20 protein-coding genes are annotated in these 24,530 nt (G+C 66.8%); 3 read left to right on the top strand and 17 right to left on the bottom strand.

Annotation, left to right across the window (positions count from 1 at the left end; all coding sequences use genetic code 11):
* Positions 1-34: 34 nt before the first annotated feature.
* The 16 genes from FFS49_RS12655 to hpnI all read right to left on the bottom strand — a co-directional run bounded on the left by FFS49_RS12655 (position 35) and on the right by hpnI (position 18,313).
* Positions 35-829, bottom strand: coding sequence for an ABC transporter substrate-binding protein (locus tag FFS49_RS12655; protein ID WP_039348242.1), 795 nt, complete (start codon positions 827-829; stop codon positions 35-37).
* A 344-nt stretch (positions 830-1,173) separates the two neighbouring features.
* On the bottom strand, positions 1,174-2,229 hold the full coding sequence (gene astE, locus FFS49_RS12645) for a succinylglutamate desuccinylase (protein WP_105816229.1): 1,056 nt from the start codon (positions 2,227-2,229) through the stop codon (positions 1,174-1,176).
* The gene (gene astB / locus FFS49_RS12640; protein ID WP_105816228.1) at positions 2,213-3,553 is read right to left on the bottom strand and encodes an N-succinylarginine dihydrolase; all 1,341 of its coding nucleotides are present in this window, start codon (positions 3,551-3,553) and stop codon (positions 2,213-2,215) included. Before astB ends, astE begins: the two co-directional genes overlap by 17 nt.
* 14 nt (positions 3,554-3,567) lie before the next feature.
* A complete protein-coding gene (astD, locus tag FFS49_RS12635; RefSeq protein ID WP_105816227.1) occupies positions 3,568-5,031 on the bottom strand; it encodes a succinylglutamate-semialdehyde dehydrogenase in 1,464 nt (487 codons plus the stop codon).
* Positions 5,032-5,038: 7 nt separating this feature from the next.
* On the bottom strand, positions 5,039-6,070 hold the full coding sequence (gene astA, locus FFS49_RS12630; RefSeq protein WP_105816226.1) for an arginine N-succinyltransferase: 1,032 nt from the start codon (positions 6,068-6,070) through the stop codon (positions 5,039-5,041).
* A complete protein-coding gene (aruF, locus tag FFS49_RS12625) occupies positions 6,067-7,134 on the bottom strand; it encodes an arginine/ornithine succinyltransferase subunit alpha (RefSeq protein ID WP_105816225.1) in 1,068 nt (355 codons plus the stop codon). The genes astA and aruF overlap by 4 nt, the downstream gene beginning before the upstream one ends.
* Before the next feature lie 30 nt (positions 7,135-7,164).
* Complete coding sequence (locus FFS49_RS12620; protein ID WP_071334170.1) at positions 7,165-8,397, bottom strand: aspartate aminotransferase family protein; 1,233 nt, start codon at positions 8,395-8,397, stop codon at positions 7,165-7,167.
* A gap of 1,020 nt (positions 8,398-9,417) precedes the next feature.
* A complete protein-coding gene (locus FFS49_RS12605; protein ID WP_039348267.1) occupies positions 9,418-10,461 on the bottom strand; it encodes a GlxA family transcriptional regulator in 1,044 nt (347 codons plus the stop codon).
* Positions 10,462-10,482: 21 nt separating this feature from the next.
* On the bottom strand, positions 10,483-11,283 hold the full coding sequence (locus FFS49_RS12600) for an ABC transporter ATP-binding protein (RefSeq protein ID WP_039348269.1): 801 nt from the start codon (positions 11,281-11,283) through the stop codon (positions 10,483-10,485).
* Positions 11,284-11,303: 20 nt separating this feature from the next.
* Complete coding sequence (locus tag FFS49_RS12595; protein ID WP_011351456.1) at positions 11,304-12,017, bottom strand: ABC transporter permease; 714 nt, start codon at positions 12,015-12,017, stop codon at positions 11,304-11,306.
* Complete coding sequence (hisQ, locus tag FFS49_RS12590) at positions 12,014-12,703, bottom strand: histidine ABC transporter permease HisQ (protein WP_039348273.1); 690 nt, start codon at positions 12,701-12,703, stop codon at positions 12,014-12,016. The genes FFS49_RS12595 and hisQ overlap by 4 nt, the downstream gene beginning before the upstream one ends.
* Before the next feature lie 276 nt (positions 12,704-12,979).
* Positions 12,980-13,537, bottom strand: a complete 558-nt coding sequence (locus tag FFS49_RS12585) for a hypothetical protein (RefSeq protein ID WP_011351454.1) — start codon at positions 13,535-13,537, stop codon at positions 12,980-12,982.
* An 87-nt stretch (positions 13,538-13,624) separates the two neighbouring features.
* Entirely contained in the window at positions 13,625-14,674 is a 1,050-nt protein-coding gene (locus FFS49_RS12580) for a lysylphosphatidylglycerol synthase domain-containing protein (protein WP_105816224.1), read from the bottom strand.
* Positions 14,671-15,555, bottom strand: a complete 885-nt coding sequence (gene hpnK / locus FFS49_RS12575) for a hopanoid biosynthesis-associated protein HpnK (RefSeq protein ID WP_105816223.1) — start codon at positions 15,553-15,555, stop codon at positions 14,671-14,673. The genes FFS49_RS12580 and hpnK overlap by 4 nt, the downstream gene beginning before the upstream one ends.
* Positions 15,556-15,558: 3 nt before the next feature.
* On the bottom strand, positions 15,559-17,001 hold the full coding sequence (gene hpnJ / locus FFS49_RS12570) for a hopanoid biosynthesis associated radical SAM protein HpnJ (RefSeq protein ID WP_306453768.1): 1,443 nt from the start codon (positions 16,999-17,001) through the stop codon (positions 15,559-15,561).
* A gap of 136 nt (positions 17,002-17,137) precedes the next feature.
* Positions 17,138-18,313 (bottom strand): bacteriohopanetetrol glucosamine biosynthesis glycosyltransferase HpnI, encoded by a 1,176-nt coding sequence (gene hpnI / locus FFS49_RS12565; protein ID WP_039348284.1) that lies wholly within the window; start codon positions 18,311-18,313, stop codon positions 17,138-17,140.
* A 640-nt stretch (positions 18,314-18,953) separates the two neighbouring features.
* Here hpnI and FFS49_RS12560 point away from each other — a divergent pair.
* Entirely contained in the window at positions 18,954-19,952 is a 999-nt protein-coding gene (locus FFS49_RS12560; RefSeq protein WP_137909906.1) for an LLM class flavin-dependent oxidoreductase, read from the top strand.
* Positions 19,953-19,988: 36 nt separating this feature from the next.
* On the opposite strand, the gene FFS49_RS12555 is transcribed toward FFS49_RS12560, so the two are convergent.
* Positions 19,989-21,050, bottom strand: coding sequence for an alpha/beta hydrolase (locus FFS49_RS12555; protein WP_039348467.1), 1,062 nt, complete (start codon positions 21,048-21,050; stop codon positions 19,989-19,991).
* 173 nt (positions 21,051-21,223) lie between these two features.
* Between FFS49_RS12555 and pdxY the strand changes: the two genes are divergently transcribed.
* Positions 21,224-22,084 carry a pyridoxal kinase PdxY gene (gene pdxY, locus FFS49_RS12550; RefSeq protein ID WP_039348286.1) on the top strand — a complete coding sequence of 287 codons (861 nt, stop codon included), beginning with the start codon at positions 21,224-21,226 and terminating at the stop codon, positions 22,082-22,084.
* A gap of 281 nt (positions 22,085-22,365) precedes the next feature.
* On the top strand, positions 22,366-24,530 hold a 2,165-nt coding region (locus FFS49_RS12545), incomplete at its 3' end, for a phosphocholine-specific phospholipase C (protein WP_249362357.1).

Below are 24,530 nucleotides of genomic sequence, written 5' to 3'. Positions count from 1 at the left end.
CGGTTTGCTTGCATCGTGCGATCGAACGCAACGCTTACTTGAGCGTCACGGGCACGCTGAAGTACTTCTTCGCGAGGTTGTCGATCGTGCCGTCGGCCTTCAGTTCCTTCAGCGCCTGATCGAGCGCGGTCTTCAGCGCCGCGTCGTTCTTGCGCAGGCCGAAGCCGACGCCCGAGCCGAGGATTTCGGCGTCGCTCACGGTACCGCCCGCGAACGCGAAGCCCTGGCCTTGCGGCTTCGTCAGGAAGCCCTTCGAACCGGCTTCCGCGTCCTGGAACGTCGCGTCGAGACGGCCCGACTTCAGGTCGGCGTAGGCCAGGTCCTGCGTCTGGTACGGCACGACTTCGACGCCTGCCGGCGCCCACTTCTTCTTCGCGTACGCTTCCTGGATCGTGCCCTGCAGCACGCCCACGCGCTTGCCCTTCAGCGATTGCGGCGTCGGCAGCAGGCCGCTGCCCTGCTTCGCGATCAGTTGGTTCGGGATCGTGTAGATCGCGTCGGTGAACGCGATCGCGTGCTTGCGCTGGTCGGTGATCGTCATGTCCGAGTTGATCGCGTCGAACTTGCGCGCCTGCAGCGCCGGGATCAGGCCGTCGAAGTCGTTCTCGACCCACACGCACTTCGTCTTCAGCTTCGCGCACACCGCGTTGCCGATGTCGATGTCGAAGCCGGTCAGCTTGCCGTCGGGCGTCTTGTATTCGAACGGCGCGTACGAGGCTTCGACGCCGAAACGGAGCTCTTTCAGATCCGCTGCCATCGCGCTGCCTGCCGCCACGGCAGATGCCGCCACCACCGCGTGCGCGGCCACTTTACGCCAATCCAACTTCATCAGGTGTTCTCCTCGATACTCGAATGTTCCGGAACTACGGGCGCTTGCATCATTGCAGGGTCGGATGACCACGGCAATGCCGCCACCACGCCGTGATGCGGCGCAACAGCCGCAAGGCCGCGATTGTACCAATCCGCGCGGCCCGATACGGCAAAGCAGCCGCCGGCACGTGATGCTGCGCTGCGGCTGCCGGGCGGCCCGTCGAACTTGCAAGACGATGTCGCAAATACGCAAGCGCGACCCGCGGGCGTTCTGCGCGGCGGGCGTGTGTTATCTCGCAAATGGAATGTCGGCCGGACGATGCGCGGGCCGCGGTCGCCGCGGCCACGCGCAACCGGTCACCGTCAGACGAGCGCCGCGACTGTCTCGCGGGTCGTGTCGACGACGAGCAGGCCCGCGCGCAAACCCGGCTTCACCGACGGATTCGGGAACACGATGCGCTCCTCGTCGTGCGCCACCGTGTAGCGGTAATCGCCATCCTGCGCGAGCACCGTGCCGCGTGCGAACGCGGTGAAGTTCGCGACGTCGGCCGCGACGAACAGCTCGAGCGCATCGCTCTGCTTCGTGATCTGGTCGATCACCGTGAAGACGCGCGGCAACGGAACGTCGGCCTCGCAAGCGGCGCCCGACACGAGCTTGCGCACCGCGCGGTCGGCCGGCGCGAAGCGCGCCAGGTCGTTCTGGCCGAACGGGCGCACCTTGCCGAGTTCCAGCGTGCACGCGAGCGCGCCGCAGTGCTCGGCCGTGAAATGCGAGTACGTGTTGCCCTTCGCGGTATGCAGCAGCACGGCCGCGATCCGCGCGTCGCCGAGCCATTCGAACATCGTGCGCGTCGGCGGCATGCCCGTGTGCGGCAGCAGCGCGAACTGCTCGAACACCGATGCGCGGATCGCCGTGTGCATGTCGATGTGCCAGCGCGCGCTGCCGGCCGGCGCGGCCGCGAAGAACGCGGCGGCAGCGGCTTCGAGCTGCATCGCGCGCGGCGCTTCGCGGCTGGCGGGCACCTGCGCGTGACGGCCGCTGAACAGGCGGTTCAGGTCGTCGTCGAGATAGCGTTCGCCGGCGCGCATCGCCGGCACGTTGCCGAGCACGACGAGCAGCCGGCACGCGAGCGGCAGCGCGCCCGATGCGAGATCGCGCACGAGCATCGACAGCAGCTCGATCGGCGCCGTCTCGTCGCCGTGCACGCCGGCCGACACGAGCACGCTCGCGCGCGCCGTGCCGGCGGCCTCGGCCGCCGCCGGTTCGAGCGCGAGCAGCCCGTCGCCGCGCCATTGCCAGCGCACGGCGCCGGCGGCGCAGGTGCCGTCCGTCGCGGACGGTGCGCCGCCGGTCAGCGTGAACGCGAGGAAGTCGTCGAGCAGCGCGTCGGCCATGCGGGAATCAGCGCTGGAAGTCATACAGCGAACCGACGCGCAGGATCTGCGTGAGCTCGTCGAGCGCGGTGCGCGATTCGTCGAGCAGCGCCGGATCGGCGAGGTCTTCCGGTGCGAGGCGATCGCGATAGTGCCGGTCGATCCACGTGTCGAGCGACGCGAACAGCGTGTCGTTGATCCACACGTTCGACGTGACGGCCGCGCGCTCCGCTTCGTTCAGCACGACGCGCAGGCGCAGGCACGCCGGGCCGCCGCCGTTCTTCATGCTTTCGCGCAGGTCGAACACCAGCACGTCGTGAATCGGGCCGTTGCCGGCCGCGAGTTCGTCGAGATAGGCCGCGACGTTGCCGTTCTCGCGGCATTCCTGCGGCACGACGAGCACCTGCGAGCCGTCCGCGCGCGACAGCAGCTGGCTGTTGAACAGGTACGACGTCACCGCGTCGTTCACGCTCACGGCGGCCTCGGGCACCTCGATCACGTTCAGGCGCGCACCGCGTGCGTCGAGCGCAGCGGTCAGCGTGTCGTAGATCGCCTGCTTGTTGACGAACGCGCGCTCGTGCGTGAACAGCGTGTCGCGGTTGCCGACCGAGATCACGTCGTTGTGGAACACGCCCGCGTCGATCACGTCCGGATCCTGCTGCGCATAGACCGTCGCTTCTTCGGCGAGGCCGTGGCGATGCGCGACCGCGCGGCTCGCCTCGAAGGTCTGGCGCGCCGGGAAGCGCTTCGGCTCGGGCCCGCGGCGGTATTCCGCGCGGCCGTACACGAAGAACTCGACGCCCGGCTTGCCGTATTCGGCGCAGAAGCGCGTGTGGTTCGCCGCGCCTTCGTCGCCGAGTGCCGGCGTGCCGGTCAGCGCTTCGTGCACCGCGAAATGCGCGGGATCGGCGAACAGCGTCGACAGCGTGCGGCGCGTCGCTTCGTGCTCGATCGCACGATGCAGCTTGCTGCACAGGTTCGCCGGCGTGAAGTGCACGCGGCCGTCGCTCGTGTCGGCCGACGGGCTGACGGTGGCCGCGTTCGCGGTCCACATCGCCGATGCCGAGCTCGCCGCGGCGAGCAGTTCGGGCGCCTGTTTCGCGGCCTTCGCGATCACGTCCGCGTCCTTGCCGGAGAAGCCGAGCTCTCGCAGCAGGCGCAGCGACGGCCGCTCCTGCGGCGGCAGCACGCCTTGCGCGAAGCCGAGATCCGCGAGCTGCTTCATCTTGCGCAGCCCCTGTTTCGCGGCGGCCTTCGGGTTCGCGGCCGACTTCTCGTTGTTGAGCGACGCCACGTTGCCGAACGACAGCCCGGCGTAGTTGTGGGTCGGGCCGACGAGCCCGTCGAAATTGCCTTCTTGTGCGTTCATCGTCGTTCCCTCGATCAGAAATGCAGGCCCGGCGACAGGCTCGCGGGTAAGGTCAGTTGCGTGCTTTCCACCGACGCCATCGGATACGCGCAATAGTCGGCCGCGTAGTACGCGCTCGGGCGATGGTTGCCCGAGCGGCCGGTGCCGCCGAACGGCGCGGCGGACGATGCGCCGTTGGTCGGCCGGTTCCAGTTGACGATCCCGGCGCGAATCGTGCGGCGGAAGTGTTCCCATGCCTTCGCGTCGTCGGCCAGCAGGCCGGCGGACAGGCCGAACGCCGTGTCGTTCGCGCGCTCGATCGCTTCGTCGAATGTCGCGTAGCGGACGATCTGCGCGAGCGGGCCGAAGTGTTCTTCGTCCGGCAGGTTCGCGACGCCCGTCACGTCGACGATCGCCGCGTTCACGAAGCCGAGGCGCGGATCGCGCTGCGTCATCGCGACGATCGGCTTCGCGCCCTGCTCGATCAGGCGCGACTGCGCGTCGACGAGCTTCGCGGCCGCGCGTGCCGAGATCACCGCGCCCATGAACGGTTGCGGATCGGCGTCGAACACGTCGGCCGTGATCTTCGACGTGACGTCGGCGAAGCGTGCGAGGAAGCGGTCGCCGAACGCGCCCTGCGGCACGAAGATGCGGCGTGCGCACGTGCAGCGCTGGCCGGCCGACAGGAACGCCGACTGGATCGTGTGGTGGACGGCCGCGTCGATATCCTCGACTTCGCCGATCACGAGCGGATTGTTGCCGCCCATCTCGAGCGCGAGCACGATTTCCGGACGGCCGCCGAACTGCTTGTGCAGCAGCGTGCCCGTATCCGAGCTGCCGGTGAAGAACAGCCCGTCGATCTGCCGATGATTCGCGAGCGCGATGCCCGTATCCTTCTCGCCCTGCACCAGGTTCAGCACGCCGTCCGGCAGCCCCGCTTCCTTCCACACTTCGACCGTCGCACGCGCGACGCCCGGTGCGAGTTCCGACGGCTTGAACACGACTGCGTTGCCGGCGATCAGCGCGGGCACGATATGGCCGTTCGGCAAGTGGCCTGGGAAGTTGTACGGGCCGAACACCGCGACGACGCCATGCGGGCGGTGACGCAGCACCGCGACGCCGTCGGCCATGTCCTGGCGCTTCTCGCCGGTGCGTTCCTGGTAGGCCTGGATCGAGATGCCGACCTTCGCGGCCATCGACGCGACTTCGGTGCGTGCTTCCCACAGCGGCTTGCCCGTCTCGCGGCCGATCGCGGTCGCGATGGCTTCCTTGCGTTCGTTGAGCAATGCGGCGAAACGCTTGGCGATCGCGCAGCGCGATTCGAAGTCGAGCGCCGACCAGCCGGCGAATGCGCGGCGCGCGCTTGCGACCGCGCGATCGACGTCGGCCGCCGACGCGCTTTCACCCTGCCATGCGATCTCGTCGGTGCCGGGGTTGCGTGAAGCGAACACGGGGCCCGAGCCTGCGACCCAGGCGCCGTCGATGAAGAGTTCCGTCATGATTCGTTTATCCCTGTTTGACTTTGAGCGGCAGCACGCGCACCGGATCGCCGGCCTTCACGTCGAGCGCGACGGCGTCGTCGGCCGACAGCACGAACGCGCCGTTCGCGACCACGCCCGGCGCGACGCCGACGCGGAAATCGGTGAGCGACGTGTTCGACACGAGCGACCTTGGCGCGTCTTCCCGTGCATCGGGCACGCCGATCGCAACCGGTACGACGACGCTCTCGCGCACCGTGCGCAAGTCGTTGACGTGGCATTCGAGCACGGGGCCCGCGTCGAAGATGTCGACGTGATTCTGGTAACGCAGCCCTTCCGCCTCGAGCATCTTGCGGGCCGGCAGCGTGTCGCGGTGCGTGAGGCCGACCGCGTCCTGCGCATCCTGCGGCAGCAGGTCGACGTACACCGGGTAGCGCGGCATCAGTTCCGCGAGGAACGACTTGCGGCCGTGCGAGCTGAGATAGTCGGCTGCGTTGAAATCGATCTGGTAGAAGTGCGAACCGACTGCGCGCCAGAACGGCGACGTGCCGTCCTCGTCGAAGTGGCCGCGCAATTCCGCGCAGATGCGTTCCGGAAAGCGTTCGCGGAACTGCGCGATGAACATGAAGCGCGAGCGCGACAGCAGGCCGCCCACGCCGCCCGTGCGATAGCGCGGGCTCAGGAACAGCGAGCACACTTCCGCGTAACCGGTCAGGTCGTGCGAAATGTTCAGCGCGGACATCCGCGTCCACACGCCGAGCTCCTGGCTCGCATGCACGACCGTGCTCACGCGGTAGTTGTAGAACGGCTGTTCGAGGCCGACCTGCGTCTCGATCCCGCACACGCCCGCGATGTCGCCCGTCTTCGATTCTTCCATCACGAAGAAGTAGCCGGCCTCGCCGGCCGCCGCCTCGCCCGCGAGCGTGCGGCGCGTGCGCTCGATGCGCGCGGCGAGCGCGTCGCGGTCGGGCTTGAACGTGGTCAGGCCCGGCCCGGTTTCCTTCGCGAGCGACACGAGCGCGTCGACGTCGCCCGTTTGTACGACCCGAACGACGATCATGCTGCGTCTCCCTTCAAATCTTCATCGTCGCGGCGGTGCAGCGGCACGCAGCGCACGACATCGCCATCCTTCACATCGAGCACCGCGCGCACGTCGCCGGCCAGCGGTGCATGGGCGCCCCGCGCATCGTCCGCATCGCCCGGCAGGTCGGCCAGCACGCAGCGGAACGATTCGCCGCTGCCCGTCGACACCATGTACGCCACATCGCCCTGCTGGTGCGCGGCCTCGTGCACGATGCGCTCGGCGCCCTGCTTCACGCACGCGGTACGGTCGACCTGCGCGGTCAGCACCGGGCCCGCGTCGAAGATGTCGACGAAGCGGTCGGGCTCGAAGCCTTCCTCGAGATGGATGTCGTAGGCGAGCAGCGCCGATTCGTTCGGCTCGCCGAGCACGCGCTGCGCGGCTTCCGGCAGCAGCGGCACGTAGAGCGGGTATGCCGGCATCACTTCCGCGATAAAGGTCCGGCTGCGGCCGCCCGACGCGATGTCGACGTCGGTGAAGTCGCGGCCGAAGAACTTGCGCCCCACCGCTTCCCAGAACGGCGATGCGCCGTTGCCGTCGCTCACGCCGAGCAGCAGCGTGAACACTTCCGGCGTGAAGCGGCGGCGGTTCGCGGCGATGTACATCATCCGCGCACGCGAGATCAGGTGCGCGGCCGCGTCGCCGCGCAGCGACGGATCGACGTAGAAGCCCGCCAGCCGGCTCTTGCCGGTCAGCTCGTGCGACATCGTGAGCGCGTGGATCTTGCGGTTCACGTGCAGCTCGCGCGACGCGTGGATCAAGGCGTCGTTGCGGAACGCGTAGAACGGTTCCGAGTAGCCGGCCGCGGCCACGATGCTCGCCGTGCCGAGCAGCTTGCCCGTCGACGAATCCTCGAGCACGAAGAGGTAGAACTCCTCGCCGGCGAAGTCGACGTCCGCGCGAAACGAATCCTCGGAGAGCGCCACGCGCGCTTCGAGCGCCGCGCGGTCGTGCGGCAGCGAGTGCAGGACCGGCTGCGCGGTGCGCGCCATGTGCGCGAGCGCATCGAGATCCGTGAGTTTGCCGGGGCGAACAAATAGCATCGTCGTTCCTGTCTGCGATGAGTGCGCCGATCAGCGCGCGGTGGCTTCCTGGGCCGCGAGCACCTGCTCGACTGCCTTCTCGAAGCGCTTCATGCCTTCGTCGAGCTGGTCGAACGGGATCACGAGCGACGGGACGAAGCGCAGCACGTTCGGGCCGGCGATCAGCATGATCAGGCCGTTCTCGGCGGCGGCGGTGACGAAGTCCTTCGCGCGGCCGTCGAATGCGGCGGTGAGTTCGGCGCCGACGAGCAGGCCCTTGCCGCGCACGTCCTTGAAGATGCCGAAGCGCGCGTTGATGCGCTCGAGCGCGCCCTTCAGGCGCACGCTGCGTTCACGAACGCCTTCGAGCAGTGCCGGGTCGCTGATCAGTTCGACGACCTTGTCGGCGATTGCCGATGCGAGCGGGTTGCCGCCGTAAGTCGTGCCGTGCACGCCGACCTTGAAGTGCGCGGCCAGTTCGTTCGTCGTCAGCATCGCGCCGATCGGGAAGCCGTTGCCGAGCGCCTTGGCGGTCGTCAGGATGTCCGGCGTGACGCCGGAATCCATATAGGCGTAGAACTGGCCCGTGCGGCCGACGCCCGTTTGCACTTCGTCGAAAATCAGCAGCGCGCCGTTCGCGTCGCACGCTTCGCGCAGCGCCTTCAGGAAGGCCGGATCGGCCGGGATCACGCCGCCTTCGCCCTGCACCGGCTCGACGATCACCGCGCAGGTTTGCGGGCCGATCGCGGCCTTGGCGGCTTCGATGTCGTTGAACGGCAGGTGCTTGATGCCTTCCGGCACGGGGCCGAAGCCTTCCGAGTACTTCGGCTGGCCGCCGACGCTGACCGTGAAGAACGTGCGGCCGTGGAACGACTGGACGAACGACACGATTTCATATTTGTCGGCGCCGTGGCGGTCGAATGCGACGCGGCGTGCGAGTTTCAGGGCGGCTTCGTTCGCTTCCGCGCCGGAGTTCGCGAAAAACGCGCGGTCGGCGAAGGTCAGCGATTCGAGGCGTTTCGCGAGGCGCAGCACCGGCTCGTTCGTGTAGCCGTTGCCGATGTGCCAGAGCTTGCGGCCTTGTTCGTCCAGGACTTTCAGCAGTTCCGGGTGGCCGTGGCCCAGCGACGTGACCGCGATGCCGCACGCGAAGTCGATGTACTCGCGGCCGGCCGTGTCCCACACGCGGGAGCCCTCTGCACGGTCCGGCACGAACGGCGCGGGGGAAAATACCGGCACCATCACTTCGTCGAATGTCTGGCGGGTCACGGTCGAGGTCGTCATGGTCGTTCCTTTCGGTTTCGTAAGAGGGTTCAACAGGATCAAGTTTAGGTAAGGGTGACGCAAGCGTCTTGCGGAATTGCGACGGGTTCTATCGGAAGCGGATAGCGCGCTTTGTTTTTGCCCTTTCGGGCGCGGGCTGATTGGTTGGGTGTCGGTATTTTGAGGCTTTTTGGTGGTGCGCTTTTCGTTTTTGCGTGAAGCACCTGTGATCTTGTCGGTCTATTAGCGTCGCCCCTGCGCGGGGCGGCGGTTACTTTTCTTTGTCTTGCCAAAGAAAAGTAACCAAAAGAAAGGCGCCCGGATAACGCATGACTTCCCGGTGCCATGGCACTCGGAGTGGATCGCGCCTAAGTGTCCGCGCCAGTCACGAACGCGGAGTGGTTCGAGCAATGGTTCTGACACCTCCCCCTACCCGACAAAGCGGTATACCGCCCGCTAGCTCCGCCCTCGCTTCGCTCGGCCGACAGGGACACCCCCTCCAGTAGCGCTCCAGGTCAATCAGTTCCAGCAATCACCAACAAGCACCCCGAATTCCACGAATCAAGGCGTGCCATCGTTCGTCAGGAAAAAGGGACGCAGCACTCACGACCTTATCGAACACTCGCCGATGGCAAGCAGTCCGATAGGTATGAATGGTGTGAGCAAAGAGAGAGCCTGGTCCGCTACTGTATTGCGGGCAAAAGCATGAGAGCGCATGCAACGTGACGTGAAGTACCTTTCAGCCGAGCGTAGCGAGGATGGAGCTAGCGGGCGGTATACCGCTCTGTCGGGTAGGGGGAGGTGTCAGAACTATTGCTCGAACCACTCCGCGTTCTGGCCTGGCGCGGACACTTAGGCGCGATCCACTCCGAGTGCCATGGCACCGGGAAGTCATGCGTTCTCCGGGCGCCTTTCTTTTGGTTACTTTTCTTTGGCAAGACAAAGAAAAGTAACCGCCGCCCCGCGCAGGGGCGACGCTAATAGACCGATACGATCACAGGTGCTTCACGTCAAACGCAGACGAACCACCAAGAACCAAAATCAATCCTTCGCCCCGCGCTCGACAAGCGCGCCACCACGTGGCTCACCGCCGCCGCCGGTCTGCTTCTCGAGCCATGCCCGTCGATCTTCCCGAGGCGTCACGCCAAACCGCTCACGGTAGGCATTAGAAAAATGCGCAGCAGAAGAAAACCCGCAAGCGAGAGAAACCTGCACAACCGACTTGCTGGTCCGCTGCAACTGCGTGCGAGCCTTGAGCAACCGAAGATTGAGGTAATACTTGGACGGCATCGCCCCGAGATACTGCCGAAAGAGCCGCTCCAGTTGCCGGCGTGAAACGCCAACGAGCTCGGCGATCTCATCGGTGGTCAGCGGATCCTCGACATTGGCTTCCATCAACAGCAAGGCATCATTCAACCGAGGATGCCGCTCGCCCGGCGCAGTAACAAAAGGAATCCGCTGCCGCTCCTCTCCACTTCGCAAAGTCCCGGCCCCGAGCGCATCGGCGATCCTCTCGGCGAGGTCCGGCCCATGTTCCCGGCCAATCATGGCCAGCATGAAATCAACGGTAGCCTGCCCCCCGGCACAGGTCGCCCGATCGCGATCGATCTCGAAGATCTGCTGCGTGACGATCGACCGCTCGAACTGTTCGGCGAACTGCTGATACGTCTCCCAGTTCACGCTGACGCGATATCCGGAAAGCTGCCCGGCCATCGCAAGCCACCATACGCCATGATGAATCCCGGTGACGACAGGCGTGCGCTGCCCCACCCTCGCGAGGCTCGCGAGAAACAACCGATAGTCGGCAAACTGCTGAAACCGCTCCGACACGACGATCACCCAGTCACACGCGATCGCGTCGTTGAACGCCGCATCGGCGTGCCATTGCGCACCGCCGGCGAGCGGCACGGGCCGCCCGTCCCACGAACACACCTGCCACCGATACAGCAGCCGCCCGTCGATCTCGTTCGCGAGGTTCAGCGCATCGACGATCGGACCCACGCCCGACATCGACACGGGCGGCAATGCAACGATCGCCACCTGCGTCGTGCGGGTGGCGCCTGCGGGACGAGACACCGGTACCACGTTGAAACCTGCCCTGTCGCGTTACTTGAGGCTGCCGGACAGGAACTGCTTCAGCCGCTCGCTCTGCGGGCGCACCAGCACTTCCTTCGGATCGCCCTCTTCCTCGGTCCGTCCCTGGTGCAGGAACATCACGTGGTTCGACACGTTGCGCGCGAAACCCATCTCGTGCGTGACGACGATCATCGTGCGGCCTTCTTCCGCCAGCTTCTGCATCACCTTCAGCACTTCGCCCACGAGCTCCGGGTCGAGCGCCGAGGTCGGCTCGTCGAACAGCATCACGTCCGGATGCATCGCAAGCGCCCGTGCAATCGCCACGCGCTGCTGCTGGCCGCCCGAAAGATGCGACGGATACTGCTTTTCGACGCGCGGCGGCAAGCCGACCTTCTCCAGGTACTCGCGCGCCCGCTCCTCGGCTTCCTTCTTCGAAATGCCGAGCACGTGCACCGGCGCTTCCATCACGTTCTCGAGCACGTTCATGTGCGCCCAGAGGTTGAAGTGCTGGAACACCATCGCGAGCTTGGTGCGAATGCGCTGCAACTGCTTGTGATCGGCGACTTCGAGCGCACCGGCGCGGTCGGTCTTCGTGCGCACGGCCTCGCCGTCGACGACGATCTGCCCCGCATTCGGCCGTTCGAGAAAATTGATGCAGCGCAGGAACGTGCTCTTGCCCGAGCCGCTCGCGCCGATGATGCTGATGACGTCGCCGGCCTTCGCGTTCAGCGATACGCCCTTGAGCACTTCATTGTCACCGTAGCGCTTGTGAATGTCGACCGCGGCAAGCTTGGTGGAAGCGGCAGCGCTCGTTTGAGTGATCTCGGCCAACTGGCTCTCCTCGAAGTGATTCAATGACGGGCGGCTGCGAGATACGCAAGCCAGTGGCGCTCCGCGCGACGAAACGCCGCGACGAGTGCGAACGATACCGCAAGATAGATCAGCGCGGCGATCCCGAACGACTGGAACGCCATGTAGGTCGCGGAATTCGCGTCGCGCGCGACCTTCAAAATGTCCGGCACGGTCGCCGTGAACGCGACGGTCGTCGCGTGCAGCATCAGGATCACCTCGTTGCTGTACAGCGGCAGCGCGCGGCGCAGCGCCGACGGCAGGATCACCCGGCGGTACATCGTGAACGGCGACATCCCGTACGCCCGCGCAGCCTCCACTTCACCGTGCGGAATCGCACGGATCGCACCCGCGAAGATCTCCGTGGTGTACGCGCAGGTGTTCAGCGCGAACGCGAGAATCGCGCAGTTGAAGCCGCTGCGGAAGAACGCGTCGAGCAGCGAGTGCGAACGCACGAACTCGAGGCTGTACATGCCCGTGTACAGCAGCAGCAACTGCACGTAGAGCGGCGTACCGCGAAACACGTACGTGTAGAACCGCACCGGCGTCGATACCCACTTGTTCTTCGACACGCGCGCAACCGCGAGCGGCACCGCGCACACGAAGCCGAGCGAAATCGACGCGACGAGCAGCCACAGCGTCACCGCGAGGCCGGAGAGGCGCTGGCCGTCCCAGTAAAGGAACGCCTGGCCGAATTCCTGGAGAATCTCGATCATAGTTCTGCGTGCCGCACGCCCATGGAATAACGCTTCTCGAGCTGGATCAGCACGAGGTTGGAAACGGTCGTGATCGCGAGATAGATCAGCGCCGCGACGAGGATGAAGAAGAACATGTTGAACGTGCTCTTGCCGGCGTCCTGCGCGGCCTTCACGACGTCCGCGAGGCCGATGATCGACACCAGCGCGGTGGCCTTCACGAGCACCTGCCAGTTGTTCCCGATCCCGGGCAGCGCAAAGCGCATCATCTGAGGAAACATGATCCGCGCGAACACGCGCGCGCCGCTCATCCCGTAAGCCGCACCGGCTTCGAGCTGGCCACGCGGCACCGACAGGAACGCGCCGCGGAACGTCTCGGTGAAGTACGCGCCGTAGATGAAGCCGAGCGTCAGCACGCCGGCCACGAACGGGTCGATGTCGATCTGGTTCCAGCCGACGAAGTCGGTGAACTGGTTCAGCCAGATCTGGATGCTGTAGAACAACAGCAGCATCAGGACGAGATCGGGCACCGAGCGGATCAGCGTCGTATAGCCGGTCGCGATCGCTCGCAGCACCCGGTTGTGCGACAGCTTCGCCACCGCGCCGATCAGCCCCAGCGCCACCGCAGTGGCGAGCGACAGCACCGACAGCTCGATGGTCTGCACGGTGCCGGCCCAGAGGACAGGACCAAAGCCGTAAAGGAACACGCGCGTCTCCAGAGTTGGAATGGATGCCGACGCGTCTGCCTGTCCCGCGCCGGGCTGACGCGGATAGTCGCAAGCGAAATTGATTGTCTCAAATCACCTGATACGCGATTGCTGCGTCGCAACAATCCGTTCCACCATTTGCAACTCCGGCCTACATCGCTGTTTCAAAAGGAAAAAAGCCGCTCCCTGACAACCGGATAACGTGCAGGGAAGCGGACTTTTTGCAATTTTCCGGTCGCTTTTTCGATATAGCGCCGAAGACGGCTGCGGCTGCGCTTACCGCCCTTTCAGGATGTCGGAGCGCGAAGTCGTATAGACAAGCCCGTCCGGGCCGAAATGGACGTTGAAGAATGCGTCGGTGTTGACGCCGTCCTCGAGCCAGCGCCAGCTCCAGACGATCTCGGGCTTGAGCGGATACTGCGCGATGTCGCCGGGCTTGCCGAGCAGGCGCCGAACCTCGTCCTCGTTCATGCCCGGGCGCACCTTCGCGAAATTCTCGGCGGTCAGCACCTGTGTCGCGCCCGTGTAGCGGCCGTTCGCGTCGAGGTCGACGAACCACGTCTGGTTGCCCATCGGGCCGCGCGGGTATTCGAGCCGCTTCGAGCCGTCGGTGAAGTCGCGCTCGGTCTCGGGCTTGCCCATCGTGCCGCGCACGTCGGCCTCGGTCGATTCGCCGACCTTCAGCCCCTTCAGCAGCAGCGGCGCGGGCTTGATCGCGTTGAAGAAATCCCTGATACGTTGCACGTCGAGGTTGCCTTGCTTGTCGTCGCAGCCGGTCAGCGCCAGCGCGGCGGCCAGCATCGTCACGGGAAGCAGCCGGAAACGGAAATTCATCGGAAGAAATGCGCGTCGAGAAAACACGCGGCAAGGATACCCGTGCGACGCCAAAAGCGCGAGACGGGCGCGCGGCCCGTCTCGTGATCAATGCATCGTTTCGGTTTCGGTTTCGGTCTCGGCCACGCGGCGCTGCGCTTGCGGCGCGCGCGGCACGGCCGGCGGCGCACCGACGCGGCGCCGCGTACGCACGAGTTCGGCCAGTTGCCACGAACCGAGCGCCAGGCAGCCGAACAGCACCTCGCGGCCGCGTTTGACCAGCGCGAGCGACAGTGCCGTCTCGCGGTCGACGCCGAACATCTGCGCGAGCAGCACGACGGTCGCCTCCTGCACGCCGAGGCCGCCCGGCACCATGAACGCCGCATGGCGCACGGCCTGCGTCATCGCCTCGATCGCGATCGCGCCGCCGATCGACACCGGATGGCCGAGCAGCGCGAGCGCCCAGTAGATTTCGAGCGCGCCGAGCACGTAGCCGCCCAGTTGCCAGAAGAATGCGCTGAACAGCAGGCCCGTGCGCGACATCAGCCCGTCGATGTCGGCATCGAGCCGCTTGCCGTCGACGCCCTGCAGCAGCCGGTGCGAATCGCCGAGCAGGCGGCCCGCGAAACGCTCGATCGCATGGAAGATCCCGCCGCGGCGCATCAGCACGACGCCGAGCACCGGCAGCGGCAGCGTGAGCAGCAGCGCGAGGCCGATCGTGCCGCCGCCCATGTTGTCCGTCGTCGCGAGCAGCAGCACGAGGCCGAGCGCCGCGAACGCATACTGGACGACGATCGTCACGAGCACCTCGACGATCACCGATGCCGTCACGCGGCTCGCGTCCGGCACCTGCCAGCGCGCGAGCCGGATGCCGACCAGCTCGCCGCCGATCCCGACCACGGGCAGCAGCCGGTTCACCGCTTCGCGCACGGTCGCGATCCACCACAGGAACGGCAGCGACGAGCGCTTGTCGAGCAGCAGGTGCCACGCGTAGGCGTCGAGCAGCAGCGGCAGCGCATGGAACGGCACGAGCCACAGCAACGCATAACCGGCGCGCGCGAGCATCTGCGACACGTCGCCGATGCCTTCGTGCAGCCCCAGCGCGAGCAGGATGCCGATGCCGAGCGGCCAGCCGAGCCATTTGATCCACTTGGTCATGACGGCTGCGCTCCCGGTGCGCGCGACGCCGGCGCGCCGCGTCGTGCGGCGGCCTGGCCGAACACGTCGGCAAAGCCGCCGGTCGCGACGCCCGCGGCCTTCAGCGCGGCCGCGACGCGCGGCGACAGCAGCGCATCGAGTTCGTCCACCGGACGGTAGCCGGCCATCGTCGGCGTGATCGGGCCGTCGCCGGCCTCGGCCGGATGGCAGTAGATCTCGCCGACGCCCGGCGGCAGCTTGGCGAGCGCGTCGAGCAGCACGGCCTCGTCCATCGCGCCCGTATGCTCGATGCCGACCACGTAGTCGTTGTGCGCAAGTCCGGCACGGTCGAGCCGTGCGCGCACGAGCGCGATCCACGGCTTGAGCAGCGCGGGCGCGCTGGTCTCGTACGGCAGCCGCACCGCGCGCAGCCCGTAGTCGCGGCCGATCTCGATGATCATCGACAGCACGGTCGGATGCAGATGGAAATGCTTGTGCGCGTTCACGTGGTCGAGCGGCAGCCCGCTCGCCGCGAACGCGTCGAACTGCGCGCGAATCTCGCGGCGCAGCTGCGCCCGCACGTGCGGCAGGAAGAAGAAGCGACAGCCGTCCTTCGCCATCGCATCGCCGAACCGCCCGTCGGGGCCTACGAGCGCGGGAACCTCATGCGCGGGCAGCGTGGCCGGCCCGTCCGCGAGCACCAGATGCAGGCCGACCGCGAGCGACGGCAGCCGCCGCGCGCGGTCGATCGCATCTTGCGCCGCCGGCGCGCCGACCATCAGGCTGGCGGCGTTCAGCACGCCGTCGCGGTGCGCGCGCTCGACCGCCGCGTTGACGCGCGGGTGCAGCCCGAAGTCGTCCGCGGTGAAGATCAGCGCCCGCGCCGCCGGCTGCGTCGCCACGAATCAGGCCTCGTGCGCGCGCAGGAAGCGGAAGAACTCGACGCCTTCGCGCAGACGGCGCTTCATCATGTCCCAGCTCGTCAGCATCTCGCGGACGATTTCCCAGATCTTCGACGGGCGGAAATAGAACTGGCGATAGAACTGCTCGAGATGGTGATAGATCTCGTCGCGCGACAGGTGTTCATAGCCGATCGCGGCGAGCTGCACGCCTTCCTTGCTGACCAGGTTGATGGTCTTGTTCTCTTCCATCCAGCCGTTTTCCACGGCCTGCTTGTAGAGCGTCGTGCCCGGATACGGCGCGGCGAGCGACACCTGGATCGTGTGCGGATTGATTTCCTTCGCGTACTCGATCGTCTTCTTGATGGTCTCCTGCGTCTCGCCCGGCAGGCCGAGGATGAAGGTGCCGTGGATCTTGATGCCGAGCTTCTTGCAGTCCGCGCTGAAGCGGCGCGCGAAATCGGTGCGCACGCCTTTCTTGATGTTCACGAGGATCTGGTCGTCGCCGGATTCGAAGCCGACCAGCAGCAGGCGCAGGCCGTTTTCCTTCATGACCTTCAGCGTCTTGTACGGCACGTTCGCCTTCGCGTTGCACGACCACGTCATGCCGAGCTTGCCCAGGCCGATGGCGATCGCTTCGGCGCGCGGCAGGTCGTCGGTGAAGGTGTCGTCGTCGAACATCAGTTCCTTCACTTCCGGCATGTTGTCGCGGATCCACTTCGCTTCCGCGAGCACGTTCTCGACCGAGCGCGTGCGGTAGCGATGGCCGCTGACCGTCTGCGGCCACAGGCAGAACGTGCAGCGCGACTTGCAGCCGCGGCCCGTGTAGATCGACACGTACGGATAGTTCAGGTAGCCGATGAAGTAGTTGTCGATCTTCAGGTCGCGCTTGTAGACGGGCGCGACGAACGGCAGTTCGTCCATGTTCTCGAGGATCGGACGCGCTTCGTTGTGCTCGATCGAGCCGTCCTTCGCGCGCCAGCTCAAGCCCTTGATCTCCGGGAACGGCTTGCCCTCGGCGATTTCCTTGCAGGTGTAGTCGAATTCCTCGCGGCATACGAAGTCGATTGCCTCGCTCGCCGTGAGCGAGTTGTGCGGATCGACCATCACCTTCGCGCCGACCATGCCGACCAGCATCGACGGCTTCATCTTCTTCAGGTCCTGCGCGAACATCGCGTCGGTCGGGAACGACGGCGTGCTCGTGTGGATGATCACGAGGTCGTAGTCGTTCGCGATCTTCAGCGTTTCCTCGACCGACAGGCCGTCGGCCGGTGCGTCGACGACGCGGCTGCCCGGCACGAGCGCGGCCGGCTGCGCGAGCCACGTCGGATACCAGAAGGAACGGATTTCGCGCTTTGCCTGGTAGCGCGAGCCGGCTCCGCCGTCGAAGCCGTCATACGAAGGGGCCTGCAAGAACAGCGTTTTCATGAATGCTCCGGTAGCCTGCATAGTTCGATTCGTCACAACGATTCAGTCAAAAAACCGCGGGCCGCCCTGCCGGCGCCCGCCTCTCTGTCATGTCGCGCCGCGCGGACTCGCCGCGCAGCGCGTCTCGGCCCTCGGGCCGGGTTCGGTCGGAACGGCCCTAGCGGCCGTCCACTGCTTCCACTGCCGCCGCCGCACGTTCGCCGCCGACGACCGTCATCCTCGCACCGCGCCACACCACATGCGTGCCGAACGCGGCCACGAGCCATTCGAGCGCCAGCAGCGTGTCGCGCACCGCGACGAGCGGCAGGTCGCGCCAGAACGCGCGCCAGCCGTCCTCGCCGCGCGCGTGCAGCACGAGCCGCCCGAACGCGCCCACCACGGCCGCCCAGCCCGCCAGCGAGCCGGCGAAGGTGCCGTCGAGGCGCAGCGCGAGCGTCGCGCCGATTGCGAGCCACGGCACGGTAAACGTAATGAACAGGAACGCGAAGCCGGCCGGGTTCAGCGAGCGGATCGTGCGCAGCCAGCGCGTCTCGCGGTGCCACAGCGGCCCGAACGACGGCTCGATCACGTCGGTCGCGACCTCGACCTCCGACAGCACGGTGCGTCGCCCGAGGCGGCGCGGCAGCTCGGCCAGCCAGAAATCGTCGGCCAGTTCGTCCTTCAGCGCGGGAAAGCCGCCGATCCGGTCGAGCGTGTCGCGCGTCAACGCGAGCGTGGCGCCGAAGCCGAAGCGGCTCGAGCGGCCGAGGTGCGTGATCCGGACCGACGGCGCGAACCATGCGTCGACGAACTGCGCGCCGATCCGCGTCCAGAACCCGCCGACACTGCGCGCATGATACAGGCACGTGACGACACCGACCGACACGTCGGCGAGCGGCGCCGTCACGCGCTCCAGATAGTCGGGCTTCACCGCGATGTCGCTGTCCGCGATCACGATGCGGCCGTACTTCGCGCGCTCGGCGAGGTTGATCAGGTTGCTGACCTTCAGGTTCTTGCCGTGCACGCGCGCATCGACCACGAGCGTGATGTCGCACTCGGGATAATCGGCGCGCAGCCGTTCGACCACGGCAATCGCCGGATCGGCCGCCGATGCGACGCCGAACAGCACTTCATACCGCGGATGGCGCTGCTCGCAGAACGTCGAGAGGTTTTCGTACAGGTGCGGCTCCGCGCCGCACAGCGGCTTGAGCACGCTGACCGGCTCGAAGCCGTCGCGCGCGGCCGTGCGCGGCGTACGCGGCCGCGGCGCGAACGCCGCGACGAGCGCATAGCCGGCCGCAGCCAGCGTGAAGACGATCAGGAGCCAGTCGAGCATCGTTGCGGTTGCCGTCATGCGCGACGCCTCCCGGCGACCTGAACGCCATGGAGAACGCGTGAGCGTGATTGAGCGTGATTCGGTATTCCGGCAACGGCGAACGCGGGCACGACCCGACTCCTTGTTCCAGCAGCGTCTGTGTATGAGGGAGGCTCGACCCATCCTGTGGGTATGGCCATGCCCGGCTTCGCGTGGTGCATTTCCGCGCGACACCCGGACGGGATACGGGAAGACGCGTATGGCTACCTTCGGCACAACATGGGCAGGCGCCGGATTTTAGCAGCCTGCGGCACCCTGCGCTCGGCACTACGAGAAACGGACTGGTGCAATTCCGGCAAAGCTGCGCAGACTGCGAACCATTTGGCTGCATCCGCGTCGACATTAGCGTAAGCGGTTTGCAGGCGTATTGCAGTCTTGAAAATCAAACGTTTCGTGCAAATTTGTACGTCGATGCGGATTCACGCCCAATCGACGTAAAGATCGGTAATTAATCGGCGATTAGATTGATTTTTGCAACGATCACCGAATTCGACCCGGCACCCCTGAAAGGCGCATGGGTATCGGGCCGCCTCCAGCACGTTCCGGAACCCTTTGGCAAAATCCTTGGCATTTGTTGCGTCAGCGCATCACCGCGCGCGCCCCTTTCGAAGGCCATCCGATGACTCCGTTTTCCGTACTCGATCTCGCCCCCATTCCGGCCGGCGCCGACGCTTCCCAGGCATTCCGCAATACCGTCGATCTCGCGCAGCATGCGGAACGCTGGGGTTACCGGCGCTACTGGCTCGCCGAGCATCACAACATGCCCGGCATCGCGAGCGCGGCGACGGCCGTCGTGATCGGCCATGTCGCGGGCGCCACGCGGACGATCCGGGTCGGGTCGGGCGGCATCATGCTGCCCAATCACGCACCGCTCGTGATCGCCGAGCAGTTCGGCACGCTCGCGTCGCTGTATCCGGGGCGCATCGACCTCGGCCTCGGCCGCGCGCCCGGCACCGACCAGACCACGTCGCGCGCGCTGCGCCGCGACCTGATCGGCAGCGCCGATTCGTTTCCGGATGATGTCGCCGAACTGCAGCGCTACTTCGCGGAGCCGGTGCCCGGCCAGCGCGTGCGCGCGGTGCCCGGCGCAGGGCTCGACGTGCCCGTGTGGCTGCTCGGCTCGAGCCTGTTCAGCGCCCAGCTCGCCGCGATGCTCGGGCTGCCGTTCGCGTTCGCTTCGCACTTCGCGCCGGATTACCTGATGCGCGCGCTCGAGATCTATCGTGCGCAGTACCGGCCGTCGGACGCATGGCCGAAGCCGCATGCGATGGTCGGCGTCAACGTGTTCGTCGCCGACACCGACGACGAGGCGCGGCGCCTGTTCACGTCGCTGCAGCAGCAGTTCATCAACCTGCGGCGCGGCACGCCGGGCAAGCTGCCGCCGCCGGTCGACGCGCTCGAGGCGAACGAGCTCGAACTCGCGACGGTTGCGCATTCGCTGTCGTTCGCCGCCGTCGGCTCGCGCGACACGGTGCGCGACAAGCTGCGCGACCGCATCGCGCAGACGGGCGCCGACGAGCTGATCGTCACCGCACAGATCTACGATCACGCGGCACGGCTGCGCTCGTTCGAATTGACCGCGCAGATCCGCGACGAGCTCGCGAGCGAAACGCGCTGACGGCGCACGCCCGGGCCGCCCGCGGCCGGCCCCGCATCACTGCGGGCGCACGGCCTCCAGCCCGTCGAGCAGCGCCTTGTGGAACGCGTCCGGATCCTGGATCTGCGGCGCGTGCCCGAGCGCCGGGAACTCGACGAGTTGCGCGCCGGGAATCGCCGCCTGCGTGCGCTTCGCGAGTTCCGGGTAGCGGCCGAGCTTCGCATGCACGTCGGGCGGCGAAACGTCCTTGCCGATCGCGGTCGTGTCCTTGTCGCCGATCATCAGCAGCGTCGGCACGCGGATCGCGCCGAGTTCATAGACCACCGGCTGCGTGAGGATCATGTCGTAGATCAGCGCGGAGTTCCATGCGACCGCGTCGCGACCGGCGCCACGGTACATCCCGGCCAGCATCTGCACCCAGCGCTCGTACGACGGCGACCACTTGCCCGCGTAGTACGTGCCCTGCTCGTAGCGGCGGATGCCGTCGGCCGTGGTCTTCAGTTCGCGCGCATACCAGTAGTCGACCGGCAGCGGCGGCACGCCGAGCGCCTTCCAGTCCTCGAGGCCGATCGGGTTCACGAGCACGAGCTGGTCGGTCGCCTTCGGATACATCAGTGCGTAGCGCATCGCGAGCATCCCGCCCGTCGAGTGGCCGACGATCGTCGCCGACTTCACCCCCACCGCTTCGAGCAGCGCGTGCGTATTGCGTGCGAGCTGCTGGAAGCTGTACTGGTAGCGATCGGGCTTCGACGACTTGCAGAAGCCGATCTGGTCCGGCGCGATCACGCGATAGCCGGCGCGGCTCAGCACGCCGATCGTGTCCTCCCAGGTCGCCGCGCAGAAGTTCTTCCCGTGCAGCAGCACGACGGTGCGGCCGTTCGGGTGTGCCGGCTGCACGTCGAGGTAGGCCATCTCGAGGGTTTCGCGCTGTGACACGAACGTGTAGAGATGCACGGGCGCCGGATAGGTGAACCCTTCCAGGCGCGGGCCATACACGGGCCCGTCGTTGCCGGCGGGCGATGCGGCGGCGGCCATGGCAGGCAGGGCGCACGCAACGGCGACACCCGCGCCGAGCACGGCAGCGCGCGCGACGAACAACATCTTGCGAATCGAAAGCATGGCGATCACGGTGATTGGAGACGCACGCGGGCGGCCGGGCCGCCTCGCGCCCCGCGATTCTACGCGGTCGCGCTGACGACGGCGCGCAACACTCCGGGGCCGCGCGACTTCCGCGCGCGCGACGAACTCGGGTATCGTGTGACGTGACCCTGAAACGCGTGCAGGCGATTCCCATGAAAAACGTCCTCAGCATTCAGTCGCACGTCATCTACGGCCATGCCGGCAACAGTGCGGCCGTGTTCCCGATGCAGCGCCTCGGCGTCAACGTCTGGCCGCTCAATACCGTGCAGTTGTCGAATCACATGCAGTACGGTCACTGGGCCGGCAGCGCGATCGATGCCGCGAAGATGGAGCAGCTCGTCGACGGCATCGCCGCGATCGGCGCACTCAAGCGCTGCGACGCCGTGCTGTCCGGGTTCCTCGGCTCGCCGCCGCAGGCGCGTGCGGCTGTCGAGATCGTCCGCTCGGTGAAGGCGATGAACCCGAACGCGTGGTACTTCTGCGATCCGGCGATGGGCCAGACGGGCGGCATCCGGCCCGAGCCCGGCGTCGAGGAGTTCATCGTCCAGGAAATGCCGGCGCTCGCGGACGGCATGTCACCGAACCACACCGAACTGCAGAAGCTCGCCGGGCGGCGCATCGAAACCGTCGCCGAAGCCGTCGAAGCTTGCCGCTCGCTGATCCGCCGCGGCCCGCAGATCATCCTCGTCAAGCACCTGCACGACCGCAACAGCCCCGCCGATCGTTTCAACATGCTCGCGGTCACCGAAACCGAAGCGTGGATCGGCCAGCGCCCGCTGTATGCGTTTCCGCGCCATCCGGTCGGCGTCGGCGACCTGACCAGCGCGATCTTCGTCGCATGCCGGCTGCGCGGCGACTCCGTGCGCGCGGCGTTCGAGCACACGCTCGCGGCCGTGCATGCGGTCGTGAAGGCCACCTACGATGCGCGCCGCTACGAGCTCGAACTCGTCGCCGCGCAGGACGAAATCGCGCGCCCGAGCGAATGGTTCGGCGCGTGGGTCACGGACGCCTGACACGCCGGCATCTCCCCTCCGCTTCACCGGTGCGCCTCCCGCGCCGCACCGCATTCCCGCCTCATCCCTGCCGCACCGCGACTGCTGCGAATGGATGTCCTCACGCCGCTTCGATATCGCTTCGACACGAATGCAAACGTTTCCGGACTTCACATGAATGACACCGATTCCTCGCTATGCTCGCGGCGGCACCATCCGGCGCAGCCGCATCCTGCGACCCGGGCGCGCCCTTCCAGCAGGTCCTGCCAATCGGCTCCCCCCTTTATCACACGATAACGACCATGACCCGATCGAACCGTCGTGACTTCCTGCGCGTCGCTGCCGGCACCGCCGGCGCCGCCGCGCTGAACCTGTTCCCCCCGGTGATTCGCGATGCGCTTGCGATTCCCGCGAACCGCCGCACCGGCACCATCCGCGATATCGAACACATCGTGATCCTGATGCAGGAGAACCGCTCGTTCGACCACTACTTCGGCACGATGCGCGGTGTCCGCGGCTTTGGTGACCCGCGTCCACTGCGCCTCGCGAACGGCAAGTCGGTGTTCCACCAGCCGGTCGGCCCGGCCGAACTGCTGCCGTTCCACCCGGGCGCGGACAAGCTCGGCCTGCAGTTCCTGCAGGACCTGCCGCACGGCTGGCAGGACATGCACGCCGCCTGGAACAAGGGCCGCTACGACCAGTGGGTGCCGAACAAGGGCACCACGACGATGGCGTACCTGAAGCGCGACGACATCCCGTTCCACTACCAGCTCGCCGACGCGTTCACGATCTGCGACGCGTACCACTGCGCGATCCCGAGCTCGACCGACCCGAACCGCTACTACATGTGGACCGGCTACGTCGGCAACGACGGCACGGGCGGCGGCCCGGTGCTCGGCAACGAGGAAGTGGGCTACGGCTGGACGACCTATCCGGAAGTGCTGGAGAACGCCGGCGTGTCGTGGAAGATCTACCAGGACGTCGGCACCGGCCTGAACGCCGCCGGGTCGTGGGGCTGGACGCAGAATCCGTACATCGGCAACTACGGCGACAACTCGCTGCTCTACTTCAACCAGTACCGCAACGCGCTGCCCGGCACGCCGCTGTACGACAAGGCGCGCACCGGCACCAACATCAGCGCGGGCGGCACGCTGTTCGACGTGCTGCAGCAGGACGTGAAGAACGGCACGCTGCCGCAGGTGTCGTGGATCTGCGCGCCGGAAGCGTATTCCGAGCATCCGAACTGGCCGGCGAACTACGGCGCGTGGTACATCGAACAGGTACTGCAAGTGCTCGTGTCGAATCCGGAGGTGTGGAGCAAGACCGCGCTCTTCATCACGTACGACGAAAACGACGGCTTCTTCGACCACGTGCCGCCGCCGTTCGCGCCGCAGTCGCGCGACAACGGGCTGTCGACGGTCGCGACGACCAACGAGGTGTTCCCCGGCGACGCATCGCACATGGCCGGCCCGTACGGGCTCGGGCCGCGCGTGCCGATGCTCGTCGTGTCGCCGTGGACGAAGGGCGGCTGGGTCTGCTCGCAGACCTACGATCACACGTCGCTGCTGCAATTCATCGAAGCGCGTTTCGGCGCGCAATACCCGGTCAAGGCCGGCAACATCTCGCCGTGGCGCCGCACGGTGTGCGGCGACCTGACCGCTGCGTTCGATTTCGCGACGGCCGATGCCGGCTGGCCGACGCTGCCGGACACGAGCGGCTATGCGCCGCCTGACCGGCTGCGCCATCCCGACTACATCCCGGTGCCGCCAGTGCTGCAGAAGCTGCCGAAGCAGGAGGCCGGGCTGCGTCCGGCGCGCGCGCTGCCGTACGAGCTGTTCGTGCATGGCCGCGTCGAATCGGTGAACGGCCTGTTCCGGCTGACCTTCGCGAACACGGGCCGGGCAGGCGCCGCGTTCCAGGTACAGTCGCGCAATCGCCTCGACGGCCCGTGGGCGTACACGGTCGAAGCCGGCAAGCGGATCGCCGACACGTGGAGCGCCGCAGCGTCGCTCGGCCTGTACGACCTCGACGTGTACGGCCCGAACGGCTTCTACTGCCATTTCCGCGGCCCGTTCGCGACCGGCGTCGGCAGCGCGAACGTGAATCCCGAGGTGATCTACGGCTACGACGTCGCGAACGGCAACATCACGCTGCGCCTGATGAACCGCGGCCACAAGGCCGTGCGGCTCAAGGTCACGAACGCGTACGACCACGGCCGCGCGCGCACGTTCGACCTCGCGCCGGGCCAGCAGGTCGACGACTACTGGGATCTGCGCGGCAGCCACGGCTGGTACGACCTGACCGTCAGCGACGGCCGCCTGCTCGGCTTCCTGCGCCGCTTCGCGGGCCACGTCGAAACCGGCCGCCCGAGCACCAGTGATCCGCTGATCCGCACGCACGCATCGCACGACGATGCCGTCAGTCGGACAGGGCGTCCGATGCGGCTTCGGCATCGTCGTGCGATGCG

Origin of the sequence: Burkholderia sp. 4NA327C6 (assembly GCF_005502655.1) — a bacterium.
GTDB classification, from domain to species: Bacteria; Pseudomonadota; Gammaproteobacteria; order Burkholderiales; family Burkholderiaceae; genus Burkholderia; species Burkholderia contaminans.
The sequence above is the reverse complement of the archived record's forward strand: the minus strand, read 5'-3'. Positions and strand labels throughout refer to the sequence as shown.